The sequence below is a fragment of the Pyxidicoccus sp. M6 genome (assembly GCF_055568925.1).
The window spans coordinates 4,155,590-4,178,050 of record NZ_CM145714.1 but is presented as its reverse complement, the minus strand read 5'-3'; the positions used below and the strand labels follow the sequence as shown (position 1 = coordinate 4,178,050).

15 protein-coding genes are annotated in these 22,461 nt (G+C 70.6%); 5 read left to right on the top strand and 10 right to left on the bottom strand.

Annotated elements, in window-relative coordinates:
- Positions 1 to 205: 205 nt before the first annotated feature.
- The gene (locus tag ACVTJA_RS16605; RefSeq protein WP_465837349.1) at positions 206 to 3,556 is read left to right on the top strand and encodes a protein kinase domain-containing protein; all 3,351 of its coding nucleotides are present in this window, start codon (positions 206 to 208) and stop codon (positions 3,554 to 3,556) included.
- Here the strand turns inward: ACVTJA_RS16605 and ACVTJA_RS16600 are convergent.
- Both ACVTJA_RS16600 and ACVTJA_RS16595 read right to left on the bottom strand, forming a co-directional pair.
- Positions 3,465 to 3,938, bottom strand: a complete 474-nt coding sequence (locus ACVTJA_RS16600) for a hypothetical protein (RefSeq protein WP_465837348.1) — start codon at positions 3,936 to 3,938, stop codon at positions 3,465 to 3,467. The two genes, ACVTJA_RS16605 and ACVTJA_RS16600, sit on opposite strands and share 92 nt — an antisense overlap.
- 95 nt (positions 3,939 to 4,033) lie before the next feature.
- A complete protein-coding gene (locus ACVTJA_RS16595) occupies positions 4,034 to 5,638 on the bottom strand; it encodes a sigma 54-interacting transcriptional regulator (RefSeq protein ID WP_465837347.1) in 1,605 nt (534 codons plus the stop codon).
- 221 nt (positions 5,639 to 5,859) lie between these two features.
- On the opposite strand from ACVTJA_RS16595, the gene ACVTJA_RS16590 reads away from it, so the two are divergent.
- Complete coding sequence (locus ACVTJA_RS16590) at positions 5,860 to 8,583, top strand: galactose-binding domain-containing protein (RefSeq protein WP_465837346.1); 2,724 nt, start codon at positions 5,860 to 5,862, stop codon at positions 8,581 to 8,583.
- Positions 8,584 to 8,660: 77 nt separating this feature from the next.
- Here the strand turns inward: ACVTJA_RS16590 and ACVTJA_RS16585 are convergent, their stop codons facing one another.
- Positions 8,661 to 9,596, bottom strand: a complete 936-nt coding sequence (locus tag ACVTJA_RS16585; RefSeq protein WP_465837345.1) for a DMT family transporter — start codon at positions 9,594 to 9,596, stop codon at positions 8,661 to 8,663.
- Positions 9,593 to 11,314, bottom strand: coding sequence for a polynucleotide adenylyltransferase PcnB (gene pcnB, locus ACVTJA_RS16580; protein WP_465837344.1), 1,722 nt, complete (start codon positions 11,312 to 11,314; stop codon positions 9,593 to 9,595). Before pcnB ends, ACVTJA_RS16585 begins: the two co-directional genes overlap by 4 nt.
- Before the next feature lie 548 nt (positions 11,315 to 11,862).
- Between pcnB and ACVTJA_RS16575 the strand changes: the two genes are divergently transcribed.
- Positions 11,863 to 12,921 (top strand): class I SAM-dependent methyltransferase, encoded by a 1,059-nt coding sequence (locus tag ACVTJA_RS16575; RefSeq protein ID WP_465837343.1) that lies wholly within the window; start codon positions 11,863 to 11,865, stop codon positions 12,919 to 12,921.
- 13 nt (positions 12,922 to 12,934) lie between these two features.
- On the opposite strand, the gene ACVTJA_RS16570 is transcribed toward ACVTJA_RS16575, so the two are convergent.
- From ACVTJA_RS16570 to ACVTJA_RS16545, 6 genes are all read right to left on the bottom strand, one after another.
- A complete protein-coding gene (locus ACVTJA_RS16570) occupies positions 12,935 to 13,981 on the bottom strand; it encodes a phosphatase domain-containing protein (protein ID WP_465837342.1) in 1,047 nt (348 codons plus the stop codon).
- Positions 13,978 to 15,015 carry a phosphate acyltransferase PlsX gene (gene plsX / locus ACVTJA_RS16565; RefSeq protein WP_465837341.1) on the bottom strand — a complete coding sequence of 346 codons (1,038 nt, stop codon included), beginning with the start codon at positions 15,013 to 15,015 and terminating at the stop codon, positions 13,978 to 13,980. The genes ACVTJA_RS16570 and plsX overlap by 4 nt, the downstream gene beginning before the upstream one ends.
- Before the next feature lie 10 nt (positions 15,016 to 15,025).
- Complete coding sequence (locus ACVTJA_RS16560) at positions 15,026 to 16,303, bottom strand: MFS transporter (RefSeq protein WP_465840413.1); 1,278 nt, start codon at positions 16,301 to 16,303, stop codon at positions 15,026 to 15,028.
- Between the two features lie 97 nt (positions 16,304 to 16,400).
- The gene (gene gltC, locus ACVTJA_RS16555) at positions 16,401 to 18,464 is read right to left on the bottom strand and encodes an adventurous gliding motility protein GltC (RefSeq protein WP_465837340.1); all 2,064 of its coding nucleotides are present in this window, start codon (positions 18,462 to 18,464) and stop codon (positions 16,401 to 16,403) included.
- Complete coding sequence (locus tag ACVTJA_RS16550; RefSeq protein ID WP_465837339.1) at positions 18,461 to 19,243, bottom strand: outer membrane beta-barrel domain-containing protein; 783 nt, start codon at positions 19,241 to 19,243, stop codon at positions 18,461 to 18,463. The genes gltC and ACVTJA_RS16550 overlap by 4 nt, the downstream gene beginning before the upstream one ends.
- Positions 19,240 to 20,067, bottom strand: a complete 828-nt coding sequence (locus ACVTJA_RS16545; protein ID WP_465837338.1) for an outer membrane beta-barrel domain-containing protein — start codon at positions 20,065 to 20,067, stop codon at positions 19,240 to 19,242. Before ACVTJA_RS16545 ends, ACVTJA_RS16550 begins: the two co-directional genes overlap by 4 nt.
- 273 nt (positions 20,068 to 20,340) lie before the next feature.
- Between ACVTJA_RS16545 and cglC the strand changes: the two genes are divergently transcribed.
- The gene (gene cglC, locus ACVTJA_RS16540) at positions 20,341 to 20,859 is read left to right on the top strand and encodes an adventurous gliding motility lipoprotein CglC (protein WP_465837337.1); all 519 of its coding nucleotides are present in this window, start codon (positions 20,341 to 20,343) and stop codon (positions 20,857 to 20,859) included.
- Positions 20,860 to 20,943: 84 nt separating this feature from the next.
- Positions 20,944 to 22,374 carry a vWA domain-containing protein gene (locus ACVTJA_RS16535; protein WP_465837336.1) on the top strand — a complete coding sequence of 477 codons (1,431 nt, stop codon included), beginning with the start codon at positions 20,944 to 20,946 and terminating at the stop codon, positions 22,372 to 22,374.
- Positions 22,375 to 22,461: the final 87 nt, after the last annotated feature.

Below are 22,461 nucleotides of genomic sequence, written 5' to 3'. Positions count from 1 at the left end.
CGGACGGACCATGCCGTCACGGGAGGGCGCTCGCGTTCGCCTGGTCCCCCCGCCCCGGCTCGGGGGCGGTTAGATTCGCGCCCGGTGTGTGTCCACGGGAGCGCGAGCCATGAGCGACGCCGGCAGGGCCGCAACAGCGGGTGCATCCACCCTGGAGGGCCTCCCCGCACCTCGCTCACCATCTTCAGAGGCTCCCGTCTTCCCCGTGCCCGGCTGGGAGCGCTACCAGGGCGTGCGCTTCCTCGGGCAGGGAGGCATGGGTCAGGTCTTCCTCGCCTATGACCCACGGCTGCGCCGCCATGCCGCCCTCAAGTTCGTCCGGGACGCGGACACCGGGCACACCCGGCGCGTCCTCTCCGAGGCCCGAGCCCAGGCCCGCGTCCAGCACGAGCGCGTCTGCCAGGTGTACGAGGTGGGCGAGGTCCAGGGACTCGCCTTCATCGCCATGCAGTACGTGAACGGGCTCCCGTCGAACCAGCTCGGGGACGCGCTCACCGTGGAGCAGATGGCCCTGCTGCTCCGGGATGTCGCCGAGGGCGTCCACGCCGCCCACCGGGCCGGCCTCATCCACAGAGACCTCAAGCCCGGCAACATCCTCGTCGAGCGCACCGAGGATGGCCGCCTCAAGCCCTATGTCATGGACTTCGGGCTGGCGCGCGACTGGAAGGCGCAGGGCCTCACCGCGACCGGCGCCGTGCTCGGCACGCCGCACTACATGGCTCCCGAGCAGGCTCGCGGCGAGGTGTCCCGGCTGGACAGGCGCGCGGATGTCTACAGCCTGGGCGCCACGCTCTACACCCTCCTGACGGGCCAGCCCCCCATTCCAGGCGACAACGCGCTGGAGGTCCTCAGCAACATCGCCACCGTCGAGCCCCGTCCGCCGCGCGCGCTCAACCCGGCCCTGCCGGTGGACCTGGAGGCCATCGTCCTCAAGTGCCTGGAGAAGGAGCGCGCGGCTCGCTACGACTCGGCGCGCGCGCTGGCCGAGGACCTGGACCGCTTCCTCGCCGGCGAGCCCGTGCGGGCGCGCCCCTCCGGCCCGGGCCAACGGCTGCGCAGGAGCCTCCGCAAGCACCGTGTCGTGGTGGGCGTGGCCGCCGTGGCCCTGCTCGCCGTGGCGCTCGCCGCCGTCCAGGTCGCCCTCACGCGCCAGGACGCGAGCCGCCGCGAGCGCCTCTCGCGTCAGTTCACCGAGCGCGTCGAGCGCATCGAGGCGTTGGCTCGCTACTCCGGCCTGTCCCGGCTCCACGACATCCGCGCCGACCGCGAGGCCCTCCGCGGCCACATGCGCGCGCTGGAGGCCGAGGTGAAGGAGGCCGGCGCGCTGGCCGTGGGCCCCGGCCACTACGCGCTGGGACGAGGCGCGCTGGCGCTCGGTGACAGGGCCCTGGCCCGCGAGCACCTGGAGGCCGCCTGGAGCCATGGCTTCCGCGAGCCCCGCGTGGCCTGGTCCCTGGCGCTGGTGATGGGACACCTGTACCAGGAGCAGCTTCTGGAGGCCGAGCGGCTCCGCGTCCCGGAGCAGCGCGAGTCACGCAAGCAGGACATCCAGCGCCAGTACCGCGCGCCCGCCCTGGAGTGGCTGCGCCAGAGCCAGGGCGCCGACGTGCCCTCTCCCGAGTACGTGGCGGCGCTGCTGGCCTTCTACGAGGACCGGCTGGACGAGGCCCTCGCCCGGCTCGACGCGATGAGGGACCGCCTCCCCTGGTTCCACGAGTCGCCCCTGCTGCGCGGCGACCTCCTCCAGGCGCGCGCCACCCGGCGATGGAACGAGGGAGACCGGGAGGGGGCATTGGCCGACTTCGAGGCCGGCCGCCGCGCCTACGCCGCGGCCGCCGCCACCGGCGAGAGCGTGCCCGAGGTCCACCACTCCCTGGCACGGCTCGAATACGCCGCGATGGTGATGGAGCTCTACGGCCAGGGGGACATCCTGCCTCCCTTCACCCGTGGGCTGGAGGCTGTCTCCCGCGCGCTCCAGGCGGACCCGGACTTCGGGCTCGCGCGGGTGCTGGAGGCGCGCTTCCACAACCGGCTGGCGGAGTACCGGATGAGCCGGGGCGGTGACGTGGAGGAGCCCCTCGAGAAGGCCCTCTCGGCCGCGCGCGCCGCCATGCGCCTCGTGCCCGAACCGCCCCGGGCCCGCTTGGAGCAGGTCCAGAGCCTCTGGCGGCGCGCCCGCGCCATCCAGGCCCGGGGGTTGAATCCGAACGCGCCGCTCCGCGAGGCCGTGGCGCTGTTGGAGTCCATCCCCGCGAAGGAGCAGGACTACGAGCTCCACACCACTCGCGGCCTCGTCTTCAAAATCTGGGCGGACTACGAGGACGAGCAGGGAGAGGACTCGCGGGCCCACCGTGGAGAGGCCATCGCGTCCTACCGCGAGGCCATCCGGCTCGACGAGCGGCTGCCGGACACGTGGATGAACCTGGGCATCGCCCTCCTCGCCCGGGCCACGAACCCGCGCGCCGAGGCGCCCCTGGAGGACCTGGAGCAGGCCCGCGCCGCGCTGGAGACCTCGCGCAAGCTCAACCCGCGCAGCTACGTGCCCTACTTCCTCGGGGGCACGCTGCACCTGGAGCTCGCCCAGCGGCGCCGGAGCCAGGGAGCGGACGCCGGGCCCGACCTGGCCACCGCCCTGGAGTTCTTCGACGGCGGCCTGCGCATCAACGCCCGCATCGCGCAGCTCCACAACGGCCGGAGCGCGGTCTTCGTCGAGCAAGCGCGGGAGGCGTGGGACTCCGGCCGAGCGCCCTACCCCTGGCTCGAGCAGGCCGCGCACGCCGCGCGTCAGGCCATCGAGGTGTCCCCCCAGCAGGGCTTCGGCCAGCACAACCTCGGTGAGGCCCACGCCGAGCGCGCCACGTACCGCGCCCGCTCCGGAGAGGACCCACGCACCGACCTCCAGGCGGCCGAGGCGGCCTACCGCGAGGCCAGCGCGCTGCTCCCGGGCGGCGCGCACTTCCCGGCCAGCCTTGCGCGGGTCCACGCGCGCCGGGCGGCCTTCGAGTTGGAGCACGCGGGTGAGCCGCGCGCGAGCCTCGACCATGCCGAGGCGGCCCTGCGTCAGGCCTTCGAGCGCGGCCCCCGGGAACCCCTGGCCTGGCTCGTCCAGGGCGAGGTGAAGGGCCTGCGGGCCAGTTGGCTCGCGCTCCAGGGACGGGCGCACGCCGGGGACTTCGAGGAGGCCGCTCGCTCCTTCGAGAAGGCGCTGGAGCTGGAGCCCCGGCGCCTGGACTACCGCATCGCCTTCGGCCACTTCTGCCGCGAGTGGGCCGCCTGGCGGAAGAAGACGGGGTTGGAGTCTCGCGCCGCACTGGAGCGCGGCCTCGCCCTGGTGGACGAGGTGCTGGCCGCGCGTCCCCGCTGGGCGGACGCGCTGCTCCTGCGCGCGCGGCTGCGTGAAGAGGCGGAGTCGCCGCGCGAGGCCCGGGAGGACCTCGAGCAGGCCCTCGCGCTGAACCCCCTGCTCAGGGCGACTCCTTCTCCTCGGGGCCTGGGCCCGTCCCGACCTCCAGCGTCCCTATCTTCGAGTCATCCGGCAGCCCAGGACACCCCTTGAAGGCCCTGACGAAGTAGGCGCCCGCCACCGCGAAGGACAGGTCGCGCTCCTTGTCCGGAGGCAGCGGCAGGGTGATGCCCGGTTCGGGCCCATCGACCTTGAAGACTGTCTCCTCCTTGCACGCGTTGATGAACCGGGCCGTGCCTCCCTTCGCGAGACAGTGGTCCGGCATGAAGTGGAGCCCGCTCTCGTTCAGGTCGATATCCACCACGGAGTGGAAGCGCTTGCAGACCGGGGGCTTCGGCGGTGGCTGCTCCTGCGCGGCCGCCGACGTGGCGCAGGCCACGAGCCAGGTGAACGAAAGCCCCAGCAGCAGTCCCGGCATCAGGACACGGACCAGGACCTGCCCCACACCACTGCGCATCTCATCTCTTGGATTCATCGCGCTGGCTCCCACGTCGGACTCTGGACGAACACCGGGTATGCCAGAATTCCAACACTTCACGGAGCCAATGACATCCCAGACTCCGGAGTCCGCTAGGCGAGGCCGAGCTCCTTCACGCGACGCCCCAGCGCCCGCTTCGACACCTGGAGGCGCCGGGTCATCGCGTCGAGGTCCCCGTGGCACTCGTGGAAGCAGCGGGTGATTTCCTCCGTGCTCAGCTCGCCAGCGGTCCGCAGGTTGGGGCTCTTGTCTATCAAGTCGTAGATGGAGGACCGGTGGATGCGGAGCTGGTCGGCGGCGGCCTGGAAGTCCCAGTCGTTCTCCCGCAGGGCGGCCAGCAGCTCCGCCTCTGAAATCTCCGAGGGCTTGCGGCGGGGCGCGGCCCGGGGCCCGGCCGGAGGCGGGGCCGCGGTGGCGGGGCGCCCCGGAGGCGCCTCCTTCACCAGGGCCAGCTCCTGCTCGAGCTGGGCGTCGAGCCGCAGGGACGGCTGGCCCCGGCTGCCGATGACGAGCTGCCGCACCACGTTGCGCAGCTCGCGGATGTTCCCCGACCACCGGTGGCCCACCAGGCGCGAGGCCAGCACCGGTGGGAGCCACGGCTCCGCGAGGGGCTCCTCGGGCTTCAGGCGCCAGGCCTCCCCCAGTGCCTCCAGCTCCTGGCGAGCGAAGTGGTGGAACAGCAGCCCGATGTCCTCTCGCCGCTCCCGCAGCGGCGGCACGCGGATGGAGTAGCCGGCCAGCCGGTGCAGCAGCGGCGCCTTGAAGCGCCCCTCCTGAATCTGCTGCTCCAGGTGCGCATCCGTCGCGGCGACGAGCCTCACGTCGACGGTGACGGGCGTGCGCTCACCCACGGGGTAGAGCTGCCCCGTCTCCAGCACGCGCAGCAGCATCACCTGCACCTCGGGCGGCGCCTCGCCCACCTCGTCCAGGAACAGCGTCCCCTCGTGCGCGGCCTGGAAGAAGCCGGGCTGGTCCCGCAGCGCGCCGGTGAAGGCCCCCTTGCGCGCGCCAAACAGCTCCGCGGCCGCCAGCTCGCGGGGGATGGCTCCCAGATTCACGCTGACGAAGGGCTTGTCCCGGCGCGGGCCGTGCCGGTGGATGGCCCGGGCAATCAGCTCCTTGCCCGAGCCCGTCTCTCCTCGAATGAGCACCGGCACGTGGAGGTCCGCCACCCGGGTGATGTGCTGGCGCACGCGCTGGAGCCCCACGCTGCTGCCCACCATGCCCAGCGCATCCTCGGCCTCCCTCGCCGCGGGGTCCGCCAGGTGCAGCACCAGCAGCACGCGCCCGGCCAGCTCCAGCGGCACGCCCGCGGCCACCTCCCCGGCCGACAGCTCCCACGGCTCGCGCAGCACCTCGCCAGCGATGGCCACGCGGCTCCCCTCGCTCGGCTCCAGCCGGATGCCGCCGTCCGCGCCCGGCGCGAAGACGAGCGGCTTGCGGCTCAGGAAGGGGTCCGCCAGGTGCTGGCCGAGACCGCCCCCGGGCCGCATGAAGTCCGGCTCGTTGCGGGACAGGCTCACCGGGCGGCCCGCGGCCAGCGCCTCCAGCAACAGCCGCTCACCGACGCGATGCGTCCGCGGGTGTGAGGCGATGGTCAGCGCGGGGACGAGCCGGGAACCTTCCGCGGTGAGCGGGCGTCCGGAGACATCGGCCGTGGAGTGGTCCAACGCCGGGGGACGGGGCTGGGAGGACACGTCCCGGAACAAAGCAGACTTCCGACAGCACTTCCACGCGTCGGCGTCCGGGTTCCACGCGTGGAAGCGACCTCTCCTCCAGCCCGGGACGGCCGGTCCCCTCTGGAGTCCTGGGGTACCGGGCCATGGCACGCTGGCTGCTTTGGTGTCGCGCCGCACGGTCGCGGCACGCCGGCATCTCGCCAGCCGCCTGCGGCCGTCCACCCCCGAGAGGACGTCACATGCCCTTCACTCGAACATCCAGACTCCCCTGGCTCATAGGCCTCGCGGGAGCCGCGCTCCTCGGCGCGTGCTCTCCGGAGGGCCTCACCGATGAGGAGCTTCCCAACGATGGCCCCGGTGCCAGCGCGCAAGCGGCGCTGAGCCCCCTTCCCAACTACGCGCTCGGCAAGCCGACGACGCAGTCCAGCAACTATCCCGGTGGCGGCGGCGCGGCGGCGCTCGCGGTGGACGGCAACACCAACGGCAACTGGGGCGCCGGCTCGGTCACCCACACCAACAACGAGGCGCAGCCCTGGTGGCAGGTCGACCTCCAGAACCAGTACGCCATCTCCACCGTGGTCCTCCACAACCGCACCGACTGCTGCGCGGAGCGGCTCCAGAACTTCCGCGTACGCGTCTCCGTGGACGGGCTCAACTGGCAGGACTACTCCTACACGGGCATCGCGCCGACGCAGACCCTGTTCACCATCAACCGCACGGTCCGCTATGTGCGCGTGCAGCTCGACGGCACCAATCCCCTGAGCCTCGCCGAGGTCCAGGTCTTCCCGGCGGCCTCCAACGTCGCGCTCGGCAAGCCGACGATGCAGTCGAGCAACTACCCCGGCGGCGGCGGCGCGGCGGCGCTCGCGGTGGACGGCATCACGAATGGCAACTGGGGCGCCAACTCGGTCACCCACACCAATAACGAGGCACAGGCCTGGTGGCAGGTCGACCTCCAGGGCCTGGCCAACATCTCCACCGTGGTCCTCCACAACCGCACTGACTGCTGCGCGGAGCGGCTCCAGAACTTCCGCGTGCGCGTGTCCTCGGACGGGCTCAACTGGCAGGACTACCCGTACACGGGTGTCGCGCCGACGCAGACCTCGTTCACCATCAACCGCGCGGCCCGCTACGTCCGCGTCCAGCTCAACGGCACCAATCCCCTGAGCCTCGCCGAGGTCCAGGTCTTCGCCTCCGAGTCTCCCGGGTCGGGCGGCGCCAACATCGGCAACACCGTGTATGGCCACTGGAACAACTCCGGCGGGCGCTCCGCTTCCCATGCGTCCAACCGGCAGTTCTTCGTGGACGTCTACGGAATGAGCGAGTCCGTGAGCTTCCAGCTCACCTCTTCCGCCAATGCCTATCTCTACCTGCTGGATGGGAATGGCAACGTCATCGCGGAGGATGACAACAGCGGAGGCGGCACCCACGCGCGCATCTCCCGGGTGCTGCAGGCGGGGACGTACAAGCTGGTCGCGGCGACCGCCACCGCCGGACAGACCGCCGAGTTCACGCTCAACGCGGACCGGGCGCTGCTGCGCTATCCGCAGCGCCTCCGCGTCCAGGTGGCCACGTATTTCAATTGGGTGTACGACGACTACGAGACGGGGGCCGCCGACGACGTGTCCGTCTGGCGCGCGGACCTCAGCCGGTATCCGGGATACTACTCGCTCGGCGACGTGGCCATGCCCTCGCATGGTGAAGCGCCCCGGATGACCTTCGTGGTCTCCGGCGAGGGAGACCTGCTCGCGCGGCCGGTGGACTACAACTGGATCTGGAGCGACTGGGGCTCGGGTGGCGAGCATGACGTGTCCTTCTGGGACCCGGTGCCGCCCTCGGGCTACACGTGCCTGGGCACCGTCACGGTGCTGGGCTACGACAAGCCCTCCACCGACCTCATCCGGTGCGTCCGGAGCGATTACGTGCTGCCGGGCAATCCCGTCTATGTGTGGGACGACGCGGGCTCCGGCGCGGACTACGACGTGAGCCTGTCGCAGTCGGAGCCACGCGACTACCGCGGGCTGAGCCTGTCCACCTTCAAGGGCCAGAACTACTACGGGGCTTCAGACCCCAATCGCTTCTGGGTCCTCAACAAGAGCGCCACCGCCAATCCGGAGTTGATGGGGTTGCCCGTCGACGGGCAGACGGCGCTCCAGTTCGCGCCGCGCATCTGGCTGCACGGCGAGGAGTACTACTTCCCCTCGTCGGTCGAGCACTTCCTGGCCAACGTGCACTTGGACAACGGGCACCTGGTGACCAACCAGGACCTGGGCTGTGACTCCTGCACGGACCCGGCGTTCCTCGACGGCCAGCGGCCGGACCAGGTCCACGTGCCAATGTACGTGGAGATCGTCCAGCGCACGCAGAACGGCCTGCCCACCAACATCACCGACATCATCTATTGGACCTTCTACCCGTATAACAATGGCAAGCGCGTGTGCATCGGCTGGTACTCGCCCTGGGGATGCGTGGGTGCCTACTCCACCTTCGGCAACCACGTGGGCGACTGGGAGCACATGACGGTGCGCTTCGTCGATGGCCGGCCGGACGCGGTGTATCTGAGCCAGCACTCGGGAGGAGAGACCTTCCCCTACGGCTCCAAGTGGCTGACCCTCGTGGACAACACCCACCCGGAGGCCTACGCGGCGATGGGCTCGCACGGGCTCTACCGGGATGCGGCCCGGCACATCTACGAGAACCTCCCCAATGGGGACTTCCTCGCTGACGACACGGGCCGGGGAATCGCGTGGGACGGTTGGGTGCGGCCGGTGGTCTTCCCCTGGCAGACCACGGGCACGTACGCCGGAAGCCTGGCCTGGCTCAACATCACCGCCGACTGGGGCAACCCCGAGGCGGGCTGTGGCCTGAGCGAGCCCATCAGCGGCCAGTGCGTGCGCAACGGCGGACCGACGGCGCCCATGCTGAAGGGCTTCTCCCAGCCGCCGGCCCTGGCGCTGGAGTGAGGACCTGACGCAGTCGGATGACGTCGGTGTCCGATGCCCGCACGCCTCATTCCAGGGCGTGCGGGCGTGCGCGTGGCTCAGTCCGCCGCCGGCACCATGTCCGGCGGCGGCGGCTGACGCAGGGCCTCCTCGCGGGCCATCAGCATGACGCCCACCAGGGCCATGACTCCGCCGAGGACCTGCACCCAGTCGGGTGTCTCGCCCAGCAGGGGCACGGCCCACAGCGTGGCCAGCACCGGCTCGCCGAGGGCGGCCACCGAAACGAAGGGCGCGGACAGGTGGCGCACGGACGCGTTGAGCATCGAATGGCCGATGAGCTGGGGCACGAGCGCCAGGCCCACCAACACCAGCCACGTGCGCGGCGCAAAGCCGGTGAGCGGCGAGTCCACGAAGGCATGCGTCACCAGCAGCGCCACCGCGGCCACCGAGTTCACGACGCCCACGTAGCTGCCCAGCGACAGCGCCTCGCGCACGCGCCGGCCGATGACGAAGTACGCGGCCGCGAGGATGGCGCCCATCACCGCGAGCACGTCGCCCCACAGCGCCGAGCCACCGAGGGCGAAGTCGCGCGCGCCGATGAGCACGCTGCCCGCGAGGCACAACGCGATGGCACCGAGCCCTCGCGAGCCCACGCGCTCGGACAGGGACAGCCAGGAGAACAGCGTCACCCAGACGGGCGTCGTGGTGACGAGGGCCACGGAGCTGGCCACGGTGGTGTACCGCAGCGACGCAATCCACGTGGCGAAGTGCAGCGCGAGGGCGAGGCCGGACAGCACCAGCCAGCCCCACGTGCGCGCGGTGAGCGTGGACAACCCAGCGCGGCCGCGCAGCAGTGCCAGCAACAGCAGCGGCACGGAGGCGAAGGTGAGGCGCCACGCGGAGATGGCCAGCGACGGCGCCTCCGCGAAGCGGATGAGCGGGGCGGCCCAGGACACGGCCACCACGCCCAGCACCAGGCCTCCGTAGACCCGAGCCCGGGACGGGCTCGCGGTGCTCGAGGCCGGAAGGCTCAAGCGTCGCCAGCGTCGGAGCCCGACGCGGACGACCCCGAGGCCGACTCACCGGAGGCAGCACCATTCCCGGAGCCCGAGGGACGACGGCGGCGACGACGGCGGCGGCGCTTGCGCTGGCCTCCACCCTCGGAGCCCTCTCCCTCGGCGGCATCCGCGCGCGGCTGCGGCACCTCGCCGGCCTTCCACGCGTCCAACTGCTCACGGCCCTCGCCGGTGGCCTCCACCGTCATCTCGAACACGGTGAGCGCCTCCTGGAAGAGCGGGTGGCGCTTGAAGGCGGCACTGCGGCGGCGGCGCTCGCCGGACAGCGTGCGCTGGGCCAGCAGCAGCATGCGGCAGCGCTCGGCGATGCGGCGGGGCAGACGCGCGGACTGCACGAAGCCCGCGAGCAGGTCCTCCACCACCTGCGACACCGACGGACGCCCGCCCTCCTGCGACGAGGACTGCTGCGCCTCCTCCTGCGTCGTCGAGCGGCTGATGGGCATCAGCAGCATGGCCAGGAGGATGGCGTCGTCCAGCGCCTCGCCCGCGGTGACGCGGCGGTCCAGCGACTCGGCGAAGGCGTAGAAGGTCTTCTCGCCCTCCTTGCCGTGCTGCTTGAGGTACGCATTCACCGGCGGGAGGAGAATCTTCAGCGCGTCCAGCGCGTCCAGCAGCTTCAGCGCAGGCGCGGACACACCGCCGCGGATGAGGCGGAACGTCTCCTCCAGCAGGCGCGCGGGAGCGCAGCGCGGCAGGTCCTCCACCGCGCCCTCCATCGCCGCGTACGTGCGCGACTCGATGTCCAGGGCCAGCTTCGCGGCGAAGCGCACGGCGCGCAGGATGCGCACCGGGTCCTCGCGCATGCGAATCTCCGGGTCGCCAATCGTCCGGATGAAGCGCTCGTCGAGGTCCCTGCGGCCACGGACGTAGTCGATGACCCGTCCCTCGGCCACGTCGTAGAAGAGGCCGTTGATGGTGAAGTCGCGGCGGCGCGCGTCCTGCTGCGCCGTGCCGAAGACGTTGTCGTGGGTGATGAGCAGGTCCTCGCTCTCACCCTCGTCCTCGCCGCCGTTGGCCGGCTCCAGCTCCGTCGGGTTGGCGCGGAAGGTGGAGACCTCGATGATCTTCCCGCCCTTGAAGTAGACGTGCGCCAGCCGGAAGCGCCGGCCGATGAGGCGGCAGTTGCGGAAGATGGCGCGCACCTCGTTGGGCGTCGCACTGGTCGCGATGTCGAAGTCCTTCGGCTTGCGGCCGAGGAGCAGGTCGCGCACGCAGCCGCCGACCATGTACGCCTGGTGCCCGTGCTGGTGCAGCCGCAGCACGACCTTCAGCGCGTCCGGGTCCAGCTCGTCGGGGTCGATTTCCGCCGGCTCGCCGGTGGGGCGGACGTGGGGGGCGTGCAGCTCGCGCTCGTAGGGCGTGGGCTCCGGCTCGGGCTCGAGCACCGCGGGAATGGGCTCCACCTCTTCGCCACGGTGCTCGGCGGCGTCCGCGGCCTCGGCGGCGGCGAGCACGGCCTCGACGGCCAGCCCGCTCTCCTCGTCATCGGTCTCGTCGTCTTCTTCGTCCTCGTCAGCGTCATCCGTGCCAGCGGCCTCAACGGGCGGCTCGGGCGCTTCGGCGGGGGCGGGGGTGGTGCGGGGTGTTTCGGTTTCGGAAGGGGCCGCTTCGGCGGCCTCGGGCTCGGAGGCGCTGGCCCGCTCGGGGGGCGCCGACAGCTCCGGGTTTGAACTCATGGGAACCTCTTGTGCGCCGCGCTCGGAAGTCGCTACCGCCTCGAAGGAGGCAACCTCGCGCGCGTCAGTGTCGGGCGCAGGTGGCAGCGTCATGCCGGCAGGCGGCGTTTCAGTCGAATCTCGCGTCATCGCCTATAGACGCCCCCCACGGGGCGCTTCAAGGGCAGCCGTCTATACCGCATCCACCCGCCAGGGGAGTAGCGCGTGAAGACAATGTTGACCGGCATTACCGGCCCGGAGGGGCCCACCCCGCGCCCCCACGGGCGGACGGCCAGGCTGTCTCTTCGAGGTGGAACATTCGGGGAGACGTGGAAGGGCATCCTGCTCCGGGCTGGCTCCAGGGCGTGAAGGGGTGTCACGCGAGCGGCGGTCTGGCCGGAAGCGCGTCGGACGACCCGTTCTCCCGGGGCACTCTGTCCCGTATCAACACGCCACGCACGTGAAACGTTCTGGCGGCCACCGGGGTGTCGGGCAGCGGGCCGCTCGGGGGGGTGCCGGGCGGGCTTGTCCTGGCCCCGTTCGCGGCAAAGCGCCTACTCTCGCGCGCCATGAAGTTGCTCGATTCCCGGTACCTCGACGACGGCAAGCTCTTCAACCACGGGCAGGCCGCCCGGCTCATCCACGTCGAAGCTCCGGAGGACTTCCAGGCGCTGCTCGGCAACATCCTCGACACCGGCTATTACGACCAGGCGTACTTCCGCACCCACAGCGGGCTGCGGGACACGACGAAGGTCAATCATTTCTGGTTCCTCTCGGAGCTGGTGCGTGAGCTCGCGCCGCGGGCCGTGCTCGACCTGGGCTGCAGCCGGGGTGACGTCATCTCCCTGCTGCGTCACAAGGGCGTGGACGTGGCCGGCGTGGACTTCAGCGAGGACATCCGCGCCTCCGTCTGGCCCAACATCCGGGACGCCTTCTTCTCCGGCGACATCCGCGAGTGCTGCCGCACCCTCGCCGCCCGGGGCCGCCGCTTCGACACGCTGTGCGGCTTCGACATCTGGGAGCACCTCGCCCCCAGCACCCTGCACGACTACATCGCCGCCGTGCTCGACGTGGCCTCGCCGGACGCGCTCTGCGTCTTCGTCATCCCCGCCTTCGGTGAGGACCGCGTCTTCGGCGAGCAGTTCCCCCTCGAGTTCGAGGAGAACCGCTCCCGCTTCGACGCCCGCGAGCCCTTCGAGTACCTCCTCGCCGAGCACACCTCGCCGGCCATCCCCGCCTCGGGCCACCTCATCTGGGCCCACACGGAGTGGTGGGAGCGGCAGTTCGAACGGCACGGCCTGCAGCGGCTGACGGACGTGGAGCGCCGGCTCCACGAGGTGTTCGACCCGTTCTTCCCGCACTCGGTGAAGGCCTTCTACGTGCTGGCACGGGACGCGGGGGCTGGACGAGCGCGGGCGCGCGAAGTCCTCTCCCGGCCCGCGGCGGTGACTCGCGCGCGGCTGCTGCCACGGCTCCTCCAGGACGTGCGGGACGGGCAGATGTCGCTCCAGGGCAACGTGCTGCCCATGCTCCGCCAGGGGGCGGTGGAGAACCTGCCCGCTCCCGTCCGCCAGACGCTCCAGCAGGTGCGTCGGTGGGTTCGGCGGGCCCGGCCGGGCGGCGCCTGAGACTCGAGGCCCCCTACTCCTCCGCCGGCTGTTTGCGCCCCTTGTGGGTGCGCGGCAGCGCGTGGTGGATGAGCTTCACGTAGTCCACCGCCTGCACCGGCGGCGGGGGCGGCGGCGTGCCCAGCGCGGCCAGGCGCTTGCTGAAGGCGGCCAGGATGTCCGGCATGGGCCGCATCGCCGCCAGGAGCTTGTTGGGCCCCTCCAGCGCCTGCGACAGGGCAATGGCCGCCTGCTGCAGCGGCAGCCCGCGCCGCAGCAGGTCCTGGAACGAGTTCGACAGGGTGATGATGTTGTGCCCCGCCGTCTGCACCATCTCCACGGCAATCTTCAGCACCTGCGGCGCGGTGAGGTGGCCGTCCGCCAGCAGCACCAGCGCGGCCTGGAAGTAGTTGAAGATGGGCACCACGCGAGGGCCGTACGCGGAGAACTGCGCGGGCGGCGTCAGCCGGTCCAGGTGGATGAAGATGCGCCGCACCGGGTCCGACACCGGAATCTTCTTCCACGCCGCGCGCACCCGCTCCGCGTCGTCCGGGTACACCCCGCCCGCCTCCAGCACCTGTGAAAGCACGCGCTCGTCCACGCGGCCCGCAATCAGGTCCGCGTACAGCGAGTAGATGAACGCGTCCGCCTCCGCGTCGTCGCCGAAGAGCACCTCCTCGGCCTCCACCGGCGCGTGCACGCGGCTCTCCAGAATCGCCGGCAGCTTGTAGCCCACCTGCCCGCGCAGGGCCCGGAAGCGCCCGCGCAAGAGGTTGCCCACGTTGTCCTTGAGGACGAACTCGTCCCACTTCACGCCGTCCAGCTTGAGCTTCTCCTCCAGCACCGCCCGCATCTGCTTCGGGCTGCCGGAGACGATGCACAGCCGCGAGTCGCCCTGCTCCGACAGCTCCCGGATGAGCGCGCTCGCGCCCGGCACGGCCACCTTCTCGTGCGCCTTCTGGAAGGCGGTGCGCAGCAAGTCACGCAGCGAGTCGAAGTCCGTCTGGAGGTACGTCTTGTCCAGGTCCCAGCGGTAGATGCGCCGCGGGGGACGCGGGTCGATGCGGTCCGGCAGGCTCACTTCTTCAGGCCTTCCCGGATGGCGCTCGTCAGATTGTTCGCCACCACCTTCGCCGCCACCTTGCCCGCGTTGGCGATGGCCCGCGACTTCGAGCGCCCGTGCGCCTTGATGAAGATTTTATCGAACCCCAGAATCGGAGCGCCGCCGTACTGGTTCCAGTCGGTGATGTCCTTGATGCGCTGGATGCCGCTGGACAGCATGGCCAGGCCCGCGCGCCAGCGCAGGCTCTCCTTGTAGGCGTACTGGGCCAGCTCCACCACCGTGTCGTGGACGCCCTCCAGCATCTTCAGGCACACGTTGCCCACGAAGCCGTCGGTGACGATGACGTCCGCGGTGCCCTTCGGGATGTCGATGCCCTCCACGTTGCCGATGAAGTTGATGCCCGGCATCTCCGTCAGCCGCGCGTGCGCCTCCACCACCCGCGGCGGGCCCTTCTGCGGCTCCACGCCGTTGGACAGGAGCGCCACCTTGGGCCGCTCGTTCTTGGAGATGATGCGCGCGTACGCCGAGCCCATGACGGCGAACGTCACCAGGTCCTCCGCGTTGGCCTCCACCGTGGCCCCCACGTCGAGGATGAGGGAGAAGGGGTCCTCCTTCTCGCCGCGCACCGAGCGCGTCGGGTACACCGTGGCCAGCGCGGCGCGCCGCACGCCGGGGATGAGCTGGAAGTGACGCGCGCACGCGAGCACGCCCGCGCCCGTGTTGCCGGCGGACACCAGCGCCTGCGCCTCGCCCTCGGCCACCAGCCGCGCGGCCACCGCCACGGACGCGTTGGGCTTGCGCGCCAGCGCCTCGCCCGGCTTCTCGTCCATGCCGACGAAGTCCGCCGCGTGCTGCACGGAGATGCGCTCGCCGTTGTGCTTCGTCTCGGCCAGCGCCTCGTCGATGAGGGCCCTGTCCCCGACGAGCAGCGTGTGGATGTGCGGGGACTCGAGCGACAGCATCGCCGCGCCCCGGACCACTTCCGCCGGACCGTGGTCGGTCCCCATGACATCGAAGGCAATCGTCACCGGCTGCGGCTGCGTCCCCACCATGGCCTCCATCTTAGGACCTTTGCACGTCCCCCGCGCCTGCCATTCTCGCCTGGGCCACCAGCGTCAACGCCAAGAGCGCCGCCAGCCCCACCAACACCGCCGCCGTCCCGTACGGCGCCCCCGGCCCCAGACGGGTGAAGAGCCACCCGCCCAGCGCCGGCCCCACGATTCGCCCCAGCGAGCCGAAGGCCTGGTACGCCCCCAGCACCGCGCCCAGCCGCTCCGGTGGAGCATGGAGGGATACCAGGGCGGACAGACATGGGTTCACCAGCGCCGAGCCCACCGCCAGCAGGCCCATGACGGGAAAGAGCCACCCATAACCGGGGGCCACCGGCAGCAGCGCCAGCCCCGCCGCCGTGAGGACGAAGCCCGCCGTGGCCACCGGGGCCTCGCGCCCGGGCCTGCCCTCCCCCCCGCCCACCAGCCGCCGCACCAGCCCGCCCTGCACCACCGCGGACAGCACGCCCACCGTCGCGAAGAGCCAGCCCGCCCGCAGGCTCGCCTCGCGCAGCACCGCCGCGTCCGGCAGCGCCGCCTGGAGGAACAGCCCCCCTTGCAGCGGCACCGGCCCCGACGAGAGGAAGCGCGTCAGCAGGTACACCGAGAACGTCCCCTCCATCTGCGCGAAGGCGGTGGTGAACACCAGCACCAGCACGAGGCACCGCCCCACCAGCGGCAGGCCCAGCGCCACCGACGCGCCCTTCAGCGTGCGCGCGTGCCCCGCGGCCCCCTGGGCCCGCGTCTCCGGGAGGAAGAGGAAGGTGCACGTCAGGTTGAGCGCCACCAGCCCCGCCGCGAACAGGCCGATGGCGAGGTTGCCGCCCCACGCGCCCAGAAAGCCGCCCAGCGCCGGCCCCAGCACGAAGCCCAGTCCGAATGCCGCGCCGATGACGCCCATGCCCCGTGCCCTGTCCTTCGGCGGGGTGATGTCCGCCACCACCGCCTGCGCGGTGGAGATGTTGCCTCCAGACACGCCGTCGATGATGCGCGCCAGGAACAACAGCGGCAGCGAGTGCGCGAAGGCGAACAACACGTAGGCCACCAGCGAGCCCACCTGGCTGAGCAGCAGCACCGGCCTCCGGCCGAACCTGTCGCTCATCCGCCCCAGCACCGGGGCCGCCACCAGCTGCATCAGCGAATAGACGGAAATCAGCAGCCCCACCGTGAACGGCGAGGCGCCGAACTTCACCCCGTACACGCCCAACTGCGGAATCAGGATGCCGAACCCGATGAGGTCCAGCGTGACGATTCCGAAGACGACGCGCAGTGACGCCGCCCGCCTCACCACCAGGGACACCTTCCTTCCAAAAACGAAACCGCCGGGAGCGCGGAACATAGCGCCCCCGGCGGTGGGTAGGGTGGAGAAGTACCCTTTGTGAGGGGTGCTACAGGGCCTCGGCGGACTGGACGTTCCGGTTCGCCGTGTCGCGCTCGATGCAGCCCTTCGTCAGGGTGTACTGGTACGTGCCCAGCTCGTCGCGCCAGTACTCACCCTCGTACGGCCAGTAGAGCTGGTCGTCCGAGACGGCCACCGAGTACTTGTACTTCTTGACGATGGCCGTGCGGCCGCCCGCCTTGAGCTGCTCCTCGAGGAACTCCTTCTCCTTCGTCGTCGTCTCGAACTTGATGCGCAGGCCGTTGGCGAGCAGCTGCTTGAGCGCCACGAGCTCCGTCTCCAGCTTGCCCTTGGCCATGATGCCGGCCTTGGAGATGAGCGCGGTGCGCTGGACCTTGAGGCCCTCCAGGAGCGACTTGCTCAGGTCGCTGTACTTGAAGGTGTCCGCCCGGTTGGCGAAGGCGTCCATCTCCCCTTCCAGCTCGAGGATGGAGTCGTTCGTCTTGCGCAGGTCCTGGTCCGTGAGGGCCAGCCGGAGGATGCGCTCCAGGATGAGGTCCGTCTCGTTCTTCTCCAGGCCTTCCTTGTTCTTCTTCTGCACGTCGGCGAGCACCGAGTAGTACTCGCTGGCGTCCATGTTCTTCTTCACCAGCGCCTCGAGCTGGTCATGCACCGGCAGGTACGTGCGCTCGAAGTCCTGGAGGATGAGGTTGGACTCCCGGTAGCGGCAGTTCTCGTAATAGATGACCGCCTTCAGGATGAGCGCCTCGGGGAAGTACTCCTCGCGGAAGAAGGGCGAGGACAACGTAATCAGGTTGCCCAGCGCCTGCTCGTACTGGCCCACGCGGTAGTTGGCCCAGGAGGACTCGAAGAGGGACTCCAGCCACTGCGTGTTACCGCGCTCCACCTTGGCCAGGTAGAAGAGCGCGTAGCGGTTCTGCTGCATGCCGTAGTGCGTGCGGGCCAGCTGCATGAAGGCCAGCTCGCGCAGCGACTTGTCCAGCTTCGCCTGCTCGGCGGACTTGCCGGCCACGGGCCGGGTGAGGCGGATGACCTCCTTCATCGCCTCGATGGAGGCCAGCATGTCGCCGTTGCCGCGCTTGGCCGCCGCGTCCTTCTGGTGGCTGCCGTTGCGGAAGGAGGACAGGCCCTCCAGGTACTTCGCGCGCGGGTAGAACGGGTCCGTGCGCGGAATGCTCAGGGCGAGGCGCTTGACCTCCTCGAAGCTCTTGTCCGCGTCCGCCGGCTGGCCCACCTGGTCCAGCGCGCGGCCGCGCACGAAGTGGTAGCGCGCCAGGAGGTAGCGGAACTCGTTCCGGTACTTCTCGGGGAACTCCTGGTTCGCGTGCCGGGCAATCTCGTCGAGGATGACCGTCTCGTTCTTCGTCTTGCGGCTGATGAAGAAGAGCCACTCCAGGCTCGTCTTGAAGAACTTGGTGGACGGGCCCAGGGCGAGCAGCTTGGAGAACTCGCCCAGCGACGAGTGGTACATGCCCATGCGGTAGAGCGACTTGGCGAGGACGTAGCGCGCCTCGGTGTGCAGGCCCGCCAGCTTCTGGTCCTGCAAGAGCTCATGGGCCGACATGGCGGCCTTCTCGTACTCGTCGTTCTTGAAGAGGTTGACGGCGATGTCCAGGCGCTGGCGGTCCGCCGTCTTGCCGGACACGTCCACCGCGTCGAAGGACATGGTGGGCGCGGCCTGCTTGGGCGCCTCCTGCGACAGGTCCAGCCCCAGGCCGCCGCCGGTGGAGCCACCGGACTGGGCGGACGCCGGAGGCGTGGCGGGCGTCGGCGCCGGGGCCGCCGCGGGCGTGGTGGCGGGAGCGGCCGGCGTGGCCACGGCGGGCGTGGACTCGGCGGGGGCCGCGCTCTCGGTGGGAGCGGAGGCCTCGGCGGCGTCCTCCTCCGGAGGCGTGGCCTGCTTGCCCTTGCCGCGCGCCTTGCGCGTGGTGGGCTTCTTCTTCTTGCTGGAGGTGGTGCTGGAGCCGCGCTTCTTCTTCTTGGACTGGGCGCCGAGGTCCAGGCCCTCGAAGCTCTGGGCGTAGGTGGGGGCCGTCCACGCGAGCGCGAGCCCGAGGACGGCGAGACGGATGAGCCGGAAGGAGCGAATCATGACTCGGAGCCGTTGAGGAAGAAGAAGGACACGCCCAGCTCGAACATGAGCTGGTTGCGCAGGTAGTTGTCGGGCTCGCCGCGGCCCTTCTCCACATAGATGAGGTCACGCACCTCGGTGCGCAGCGTCACCCAGCGGTTGAAGAAGAAGCGCGCACCCACGCCCAGGTTGCCGCCGCCGGTCATGTAGTTCTTCGCGGCAGAGGCGTTGGACAGGTCCGGGCCGCGGTACTGCACCGCGGACGCGCCCACGATGCCGTACAGGTCGAAGCTGACGAACTTCTCCGCCAGCAGTGACAGCTTGCCGTAGATGGGCGCCCACTGGACGTCCGCGCCGGCCAGCAGCTTGAGCTGCCCGGGGGCCCGGCCGTCGAGCTGGTTCATGGTGGGCGAGCTGCAGCCGCGCGTGGAGCCACCGTCCGTGCCGTCCGAGAAGGTGCACAACTGCGCCGCGCCGGCCACCGTGTTGAGGGCATAGCCCAGGCGCAGGCCGACGCCGAGCGTCTCCATCGGGTGGTAGGTGAGCGAGCCGCCGAAGATGTACTTGCTGAAGAAGGCGTCGCGCAGCGACAGCGAGACGGACGGGCTGATTTCGAAGCGCCCCTTCTTGAGGAAGAGGTGCCCGGAGACGGGGCGCACGCGCTCGCGCAGCGGCCCCATCCGGTCCTTGTCCACCTCGGACACGTCGCCGGCCTCCTCCTCCTCGGAGGTGTTCTGGGCATGGCCCAGGGCGGGCATCACGAGACAGAGGGCCAGGAGAAGACGAAGGGTCCACTTCATTCCGCGTCCCTCCCCGTCGACTTGAAGGGCAGGAACAGCGAGATGCCGGCGTTGAGGGTCATCATGTTCTGGATGGCGCCCTTGCTGCTGCCCAGGGGCTGATCCACGTAGGAGGTGTTGATGAGGGCCACGTTCACGGCCACGAAGTCCTTGGCCACGAAGCGCATGCCCAGGCCCAGGTCGGCGGCGGGGTTGAGGCCGCGGTCGGGCAGCGCGGAGGTCTCCGTGCGCACCACGCCGGCACCCGCCAGCAGGTAACCGTCGAAGTGGAGGATGGAGTTGAGGAACGCCACCTTGCCGTACAGCGGGCTCCACTCCAGGTCGCCCATGGCGGACCACTCGGGGACGGAGTTGTAGATCTTGCTGTTGAAGGTGCCCTTGGCCGTCCGCACGTCGTCGGACGGCACCACCTGCATCACGGTGCCGCGGGCGGAGATGGCCAGCGTGTCCGCCAGGTACCAGGCGCCGCGCAGCGACGCGCCGACCTTGGAGTAGAACGGATCATTGACCGAAATGCTGATGAGCGGCGTCAGTTCGAAGCGGCCCTTCTTCCGGTAGACCTTGCGCTGGACGCTCTTCACCCGGTCCTCCTGGGTGATGTCCGCCAGCGGCGCGACGGGCTCGGGGGGAGGTTCTTCCGCGGCGGTGGACACGGCGGGCGTGGCCTCCTCCGCGGGTGGTGGCGTGGGGGTCTCCTCGGATGAAGAAGACGGCGCGGCCTGGGTCTCTTCCTTGGTCAGGTCGAGTCCCATGCCTTCCTGGCTCTGCGCGGGCGCCAGTGACGGCACCAGACACAGGGCGAGCAGCAACGTGGGGCGGTTCAAATCCGGAGGCTCCGTGAGGGAGGGGGGCGTAACTGCCACCGGGGGTACAGCGCGACTCTCGGCTTGCGCATCCTATCGGTCACATTCCCAACCATCAACCACGCCGCGCATGCCTGGTTGCCCTGTATCCCTCCGGTATTCCTTCATCTTTCCACTGCCCCGTCCCATGGTACGGGAGGGTTGGCCTGCGAGGGTGCTGTGCTACCCTCTTTGGCGCATCGCGGGTCCAGAGGTCCCGCGTCCCCTCCCCCCATGTTCAGAGGTGTCATGAAGATGTCCGTGCGAACCGCCCTCCTGATGTCCGCCGCGCTGTTCCTGGGCGGTTGCGAGGTCAGCAGCCAGATCGGCAAGCCGTGCACGCTGGTGCGCAAGGCGACGCCCGAGGAGAAGGAGCAGTTCGGTTCCGACACCATGCCCATCCTCGAGAAGGAGATTGCCCCGAGGCAGGACTTCATCTCCTTCGGTGCGCTGGGCTGCGAGGACCTCATCTGCGTGCGCGACGCGGACTTCCCCCGGGCGACGAACGAGGACGGCACCATCAACCAGAACGCGCCGGCCCAGGGCTACTGCAGCAAGGAGTGCGTGGAAGGCTCCAACGCGTGCGAGGTGAAGGACACCTCCGACGTGCAGGTGGACCTGCCGGGGCGCATGAGCTGCCGCGCGCTGCTGCTGGATCAGGACACGCTGGAGGCCCTGCGCTCCGCGGACGAGGCCTTCTACCGGCGGACGTTCGGCGAGAACAACTCGCCCTTCTTCTGCGCGGGCGCCCCGGTGACGCAGGCCGGCAACTGACACTTTCCGGCGCGGGGGGTAGACCTTTTCCCGCGCTTCGTTCGTAAAGGCAGGGCCCGCGTCGTTTGCGCCAGGAGCCCTGCCATGAACCGAACGGTCCTCTTCCTCAGCCTCGCCGGTGGCCTCGCCCTGACGGCCCTGGTGCTGGGGCTGCCGCAGCTCGCGGGGGTGCAGCCCCCGCAGCCGCCTCCGGGCCCGGTGGTGGTGACGCCGCCGCCCACTCCGCCCCCGCCCGTGACGGCGACGCCCGGCTCGCTCACCATGACGAGCCGCCTGTCGCATCCGTACATCCCCGTGGGCACGTCCGAGGTCTTCGCCACGGTGGACCTGACGGGCGCCGAGGTGCCGGGGGCGAAGCGCAGCGCGGTGAACCTGGCGGTGGTCATCGACCGCTCGGGCTCCATGAGCGGCTACAAGCTGGCCCAGGCGAAGCAGGCCGCGCGGCACCTCGTGGGGCTTCTGCGCGACGAGGACCGGCTGGCCATCATCCACTACGGCTCGGACGTGAAGAGCCTGCCGTCGCTGCAGGCCACGCCGGGCAACCGCGAGCGGATGCTCCAGTACATCGACGGCATCTGGGATGAGGGAGGCACCAACATCGGCGCGGGGCTGTCCGCGGGCCGCTTCCAGCTCGCCTCGGCGCAGGGGGCGTTCCACGTCAACCGCCTCATCCTCATGAGCGACGGCCAGCCCACCGAGGGCATCACCGACGACGAGGGCCTGACGCAGCAGGTGCGCGAGCTGCGCGCCGCCGGCATCACCATGAGCGCCATCGGCGTGGGCACCGACTTCAACGAGGACCTGATGCAGGGCTTCGCGGAGTACGGCGCGGGCGCGTACGGCTTCCTCGAGGACGCGGCGCAGCTGGCCACCCTCTTCCAGAAGGACCTGCAGCAGGCCACGACGTCCGTGGCGCGCGACGTGACGCTGACCTTCACGCTGCCCCCGGGCACGGCGCTGGGCGAGGTGCTGGGCTACCGCGCCACGCAGTCCGGCAATATTGTCAGCGTGTCGCTGCCGGACTTCTCCGCGGGCCAGCTGGAGCGCGTGGTGGTGCGGCTCAACGTGACGGACGACACGGTGGGCCACACGGTGCGCGTGACGGACCTGAAGCTCGCGTACACGGACCTCATCCGCAACGTGGGCGTGCAGAACGCGGCCACGCTGTCCTCGGTGGTGACGGACCGGCACGAGGAGGTGCTGGCGAAGCAGGACCGCGAGGCCACGGTGTACGCGACGCGGGCGCGCAGCGCCGCCAACATGCAGAAGGCCGCCGAGGCCCTGCGCGGGGGCCGCAAGGACGAGGCGAAGGGCTACATCCAGCAGAACCAGGCCCTCTTCCACGAGGCCAGCGCCGTGACGGGCGCCGCCGCGGTGGCCGCCGACGTGGCCGAGCAGCAGGCCACGCTGGACGAGTACGACAGCGCGGACAACGACGAGGAGACGCGCTCCGCCGTCAAGCGCAGCAAGGTCAAGGCCCTGAAGAGCTTCGGCAAGGTGGGCTCGACCTACTGAGACGGTAGGGGCCGCGCACCCCTCGCACCTCGCCACCCCGCCCCCGGCGGCCCCTTTCGGAGCCGGCTGGAGGCGGGGTGTGCCGTT

Excerpts from the sequence above, each read along its gene's own strand:
- ACVTJA_RS16600 (WP_465837348.1), bottom strand. The coding sequence starts at position 3,938 with ATGAATCCAAGAGATGAGATGCGCAGTGGTGTGGGGCAGGTCCTGGTC.
- ACVTJA_RS16550 (WP_465837339.1), bottom strand. The coding sequence starts at position 19,243 with ATGAAGTGGACCCTTCGTCTTCTCCTGGCCCTCTGTCTCGTGATGCCC.
- ACVTJA_RS16575 (WP_465837343.1), top strand. The coding sequence starts at position 11,863 with ATGAAGTTGCTCGATTCCCGGTACCTCGACGACGGCAAGCTCTTCAAC.
- pcnB (WP_465837344.1), bottom strand. The coding sequence starts at position 11,314 with ATGAGTTCAAACCCGGAGCTGTCGGCGCCCCCCGAGCGGGCCAGCGCC.
- ACVTJA_RS16590 (WP_465837346.1), top strand. The coding sequence starts at position 5,860 with ATGCCCTTCACTCGAACATCCAGACTCCCCTGGCTCATAGGCCTCGCG.
- gltC (WP_465837340.1), bottom strand. The coding sequence starts at position 18,464 with ATGATTCGCTCCTTCCGGCTCATCCGTCTCGCCGTCCTCGGGCTCGCG.
- cglC (WP_465837337.1), top strand. The coding sequence starts at position 20,341 with ATGTCCGTGCGAACCGCCCTCCTGATGTCCGCCGCGCTGTTCCTGGGC.
- ACVTJA_RS16535 (WP_465837336.1), top strand. The coding sequence starts at position 20,944 with ATGAACCGAACGGTCCTCTTCCTCAGCCTCGCCGGTGGCCTCGCCCTG.
- plsX (WP_465837341.1), bottom strand. The coding sequence starts at position 15,015 with ATGGTGGGGACGCAGCCGCAGCCGGTGACGATTGCCTTCGATGTCATG.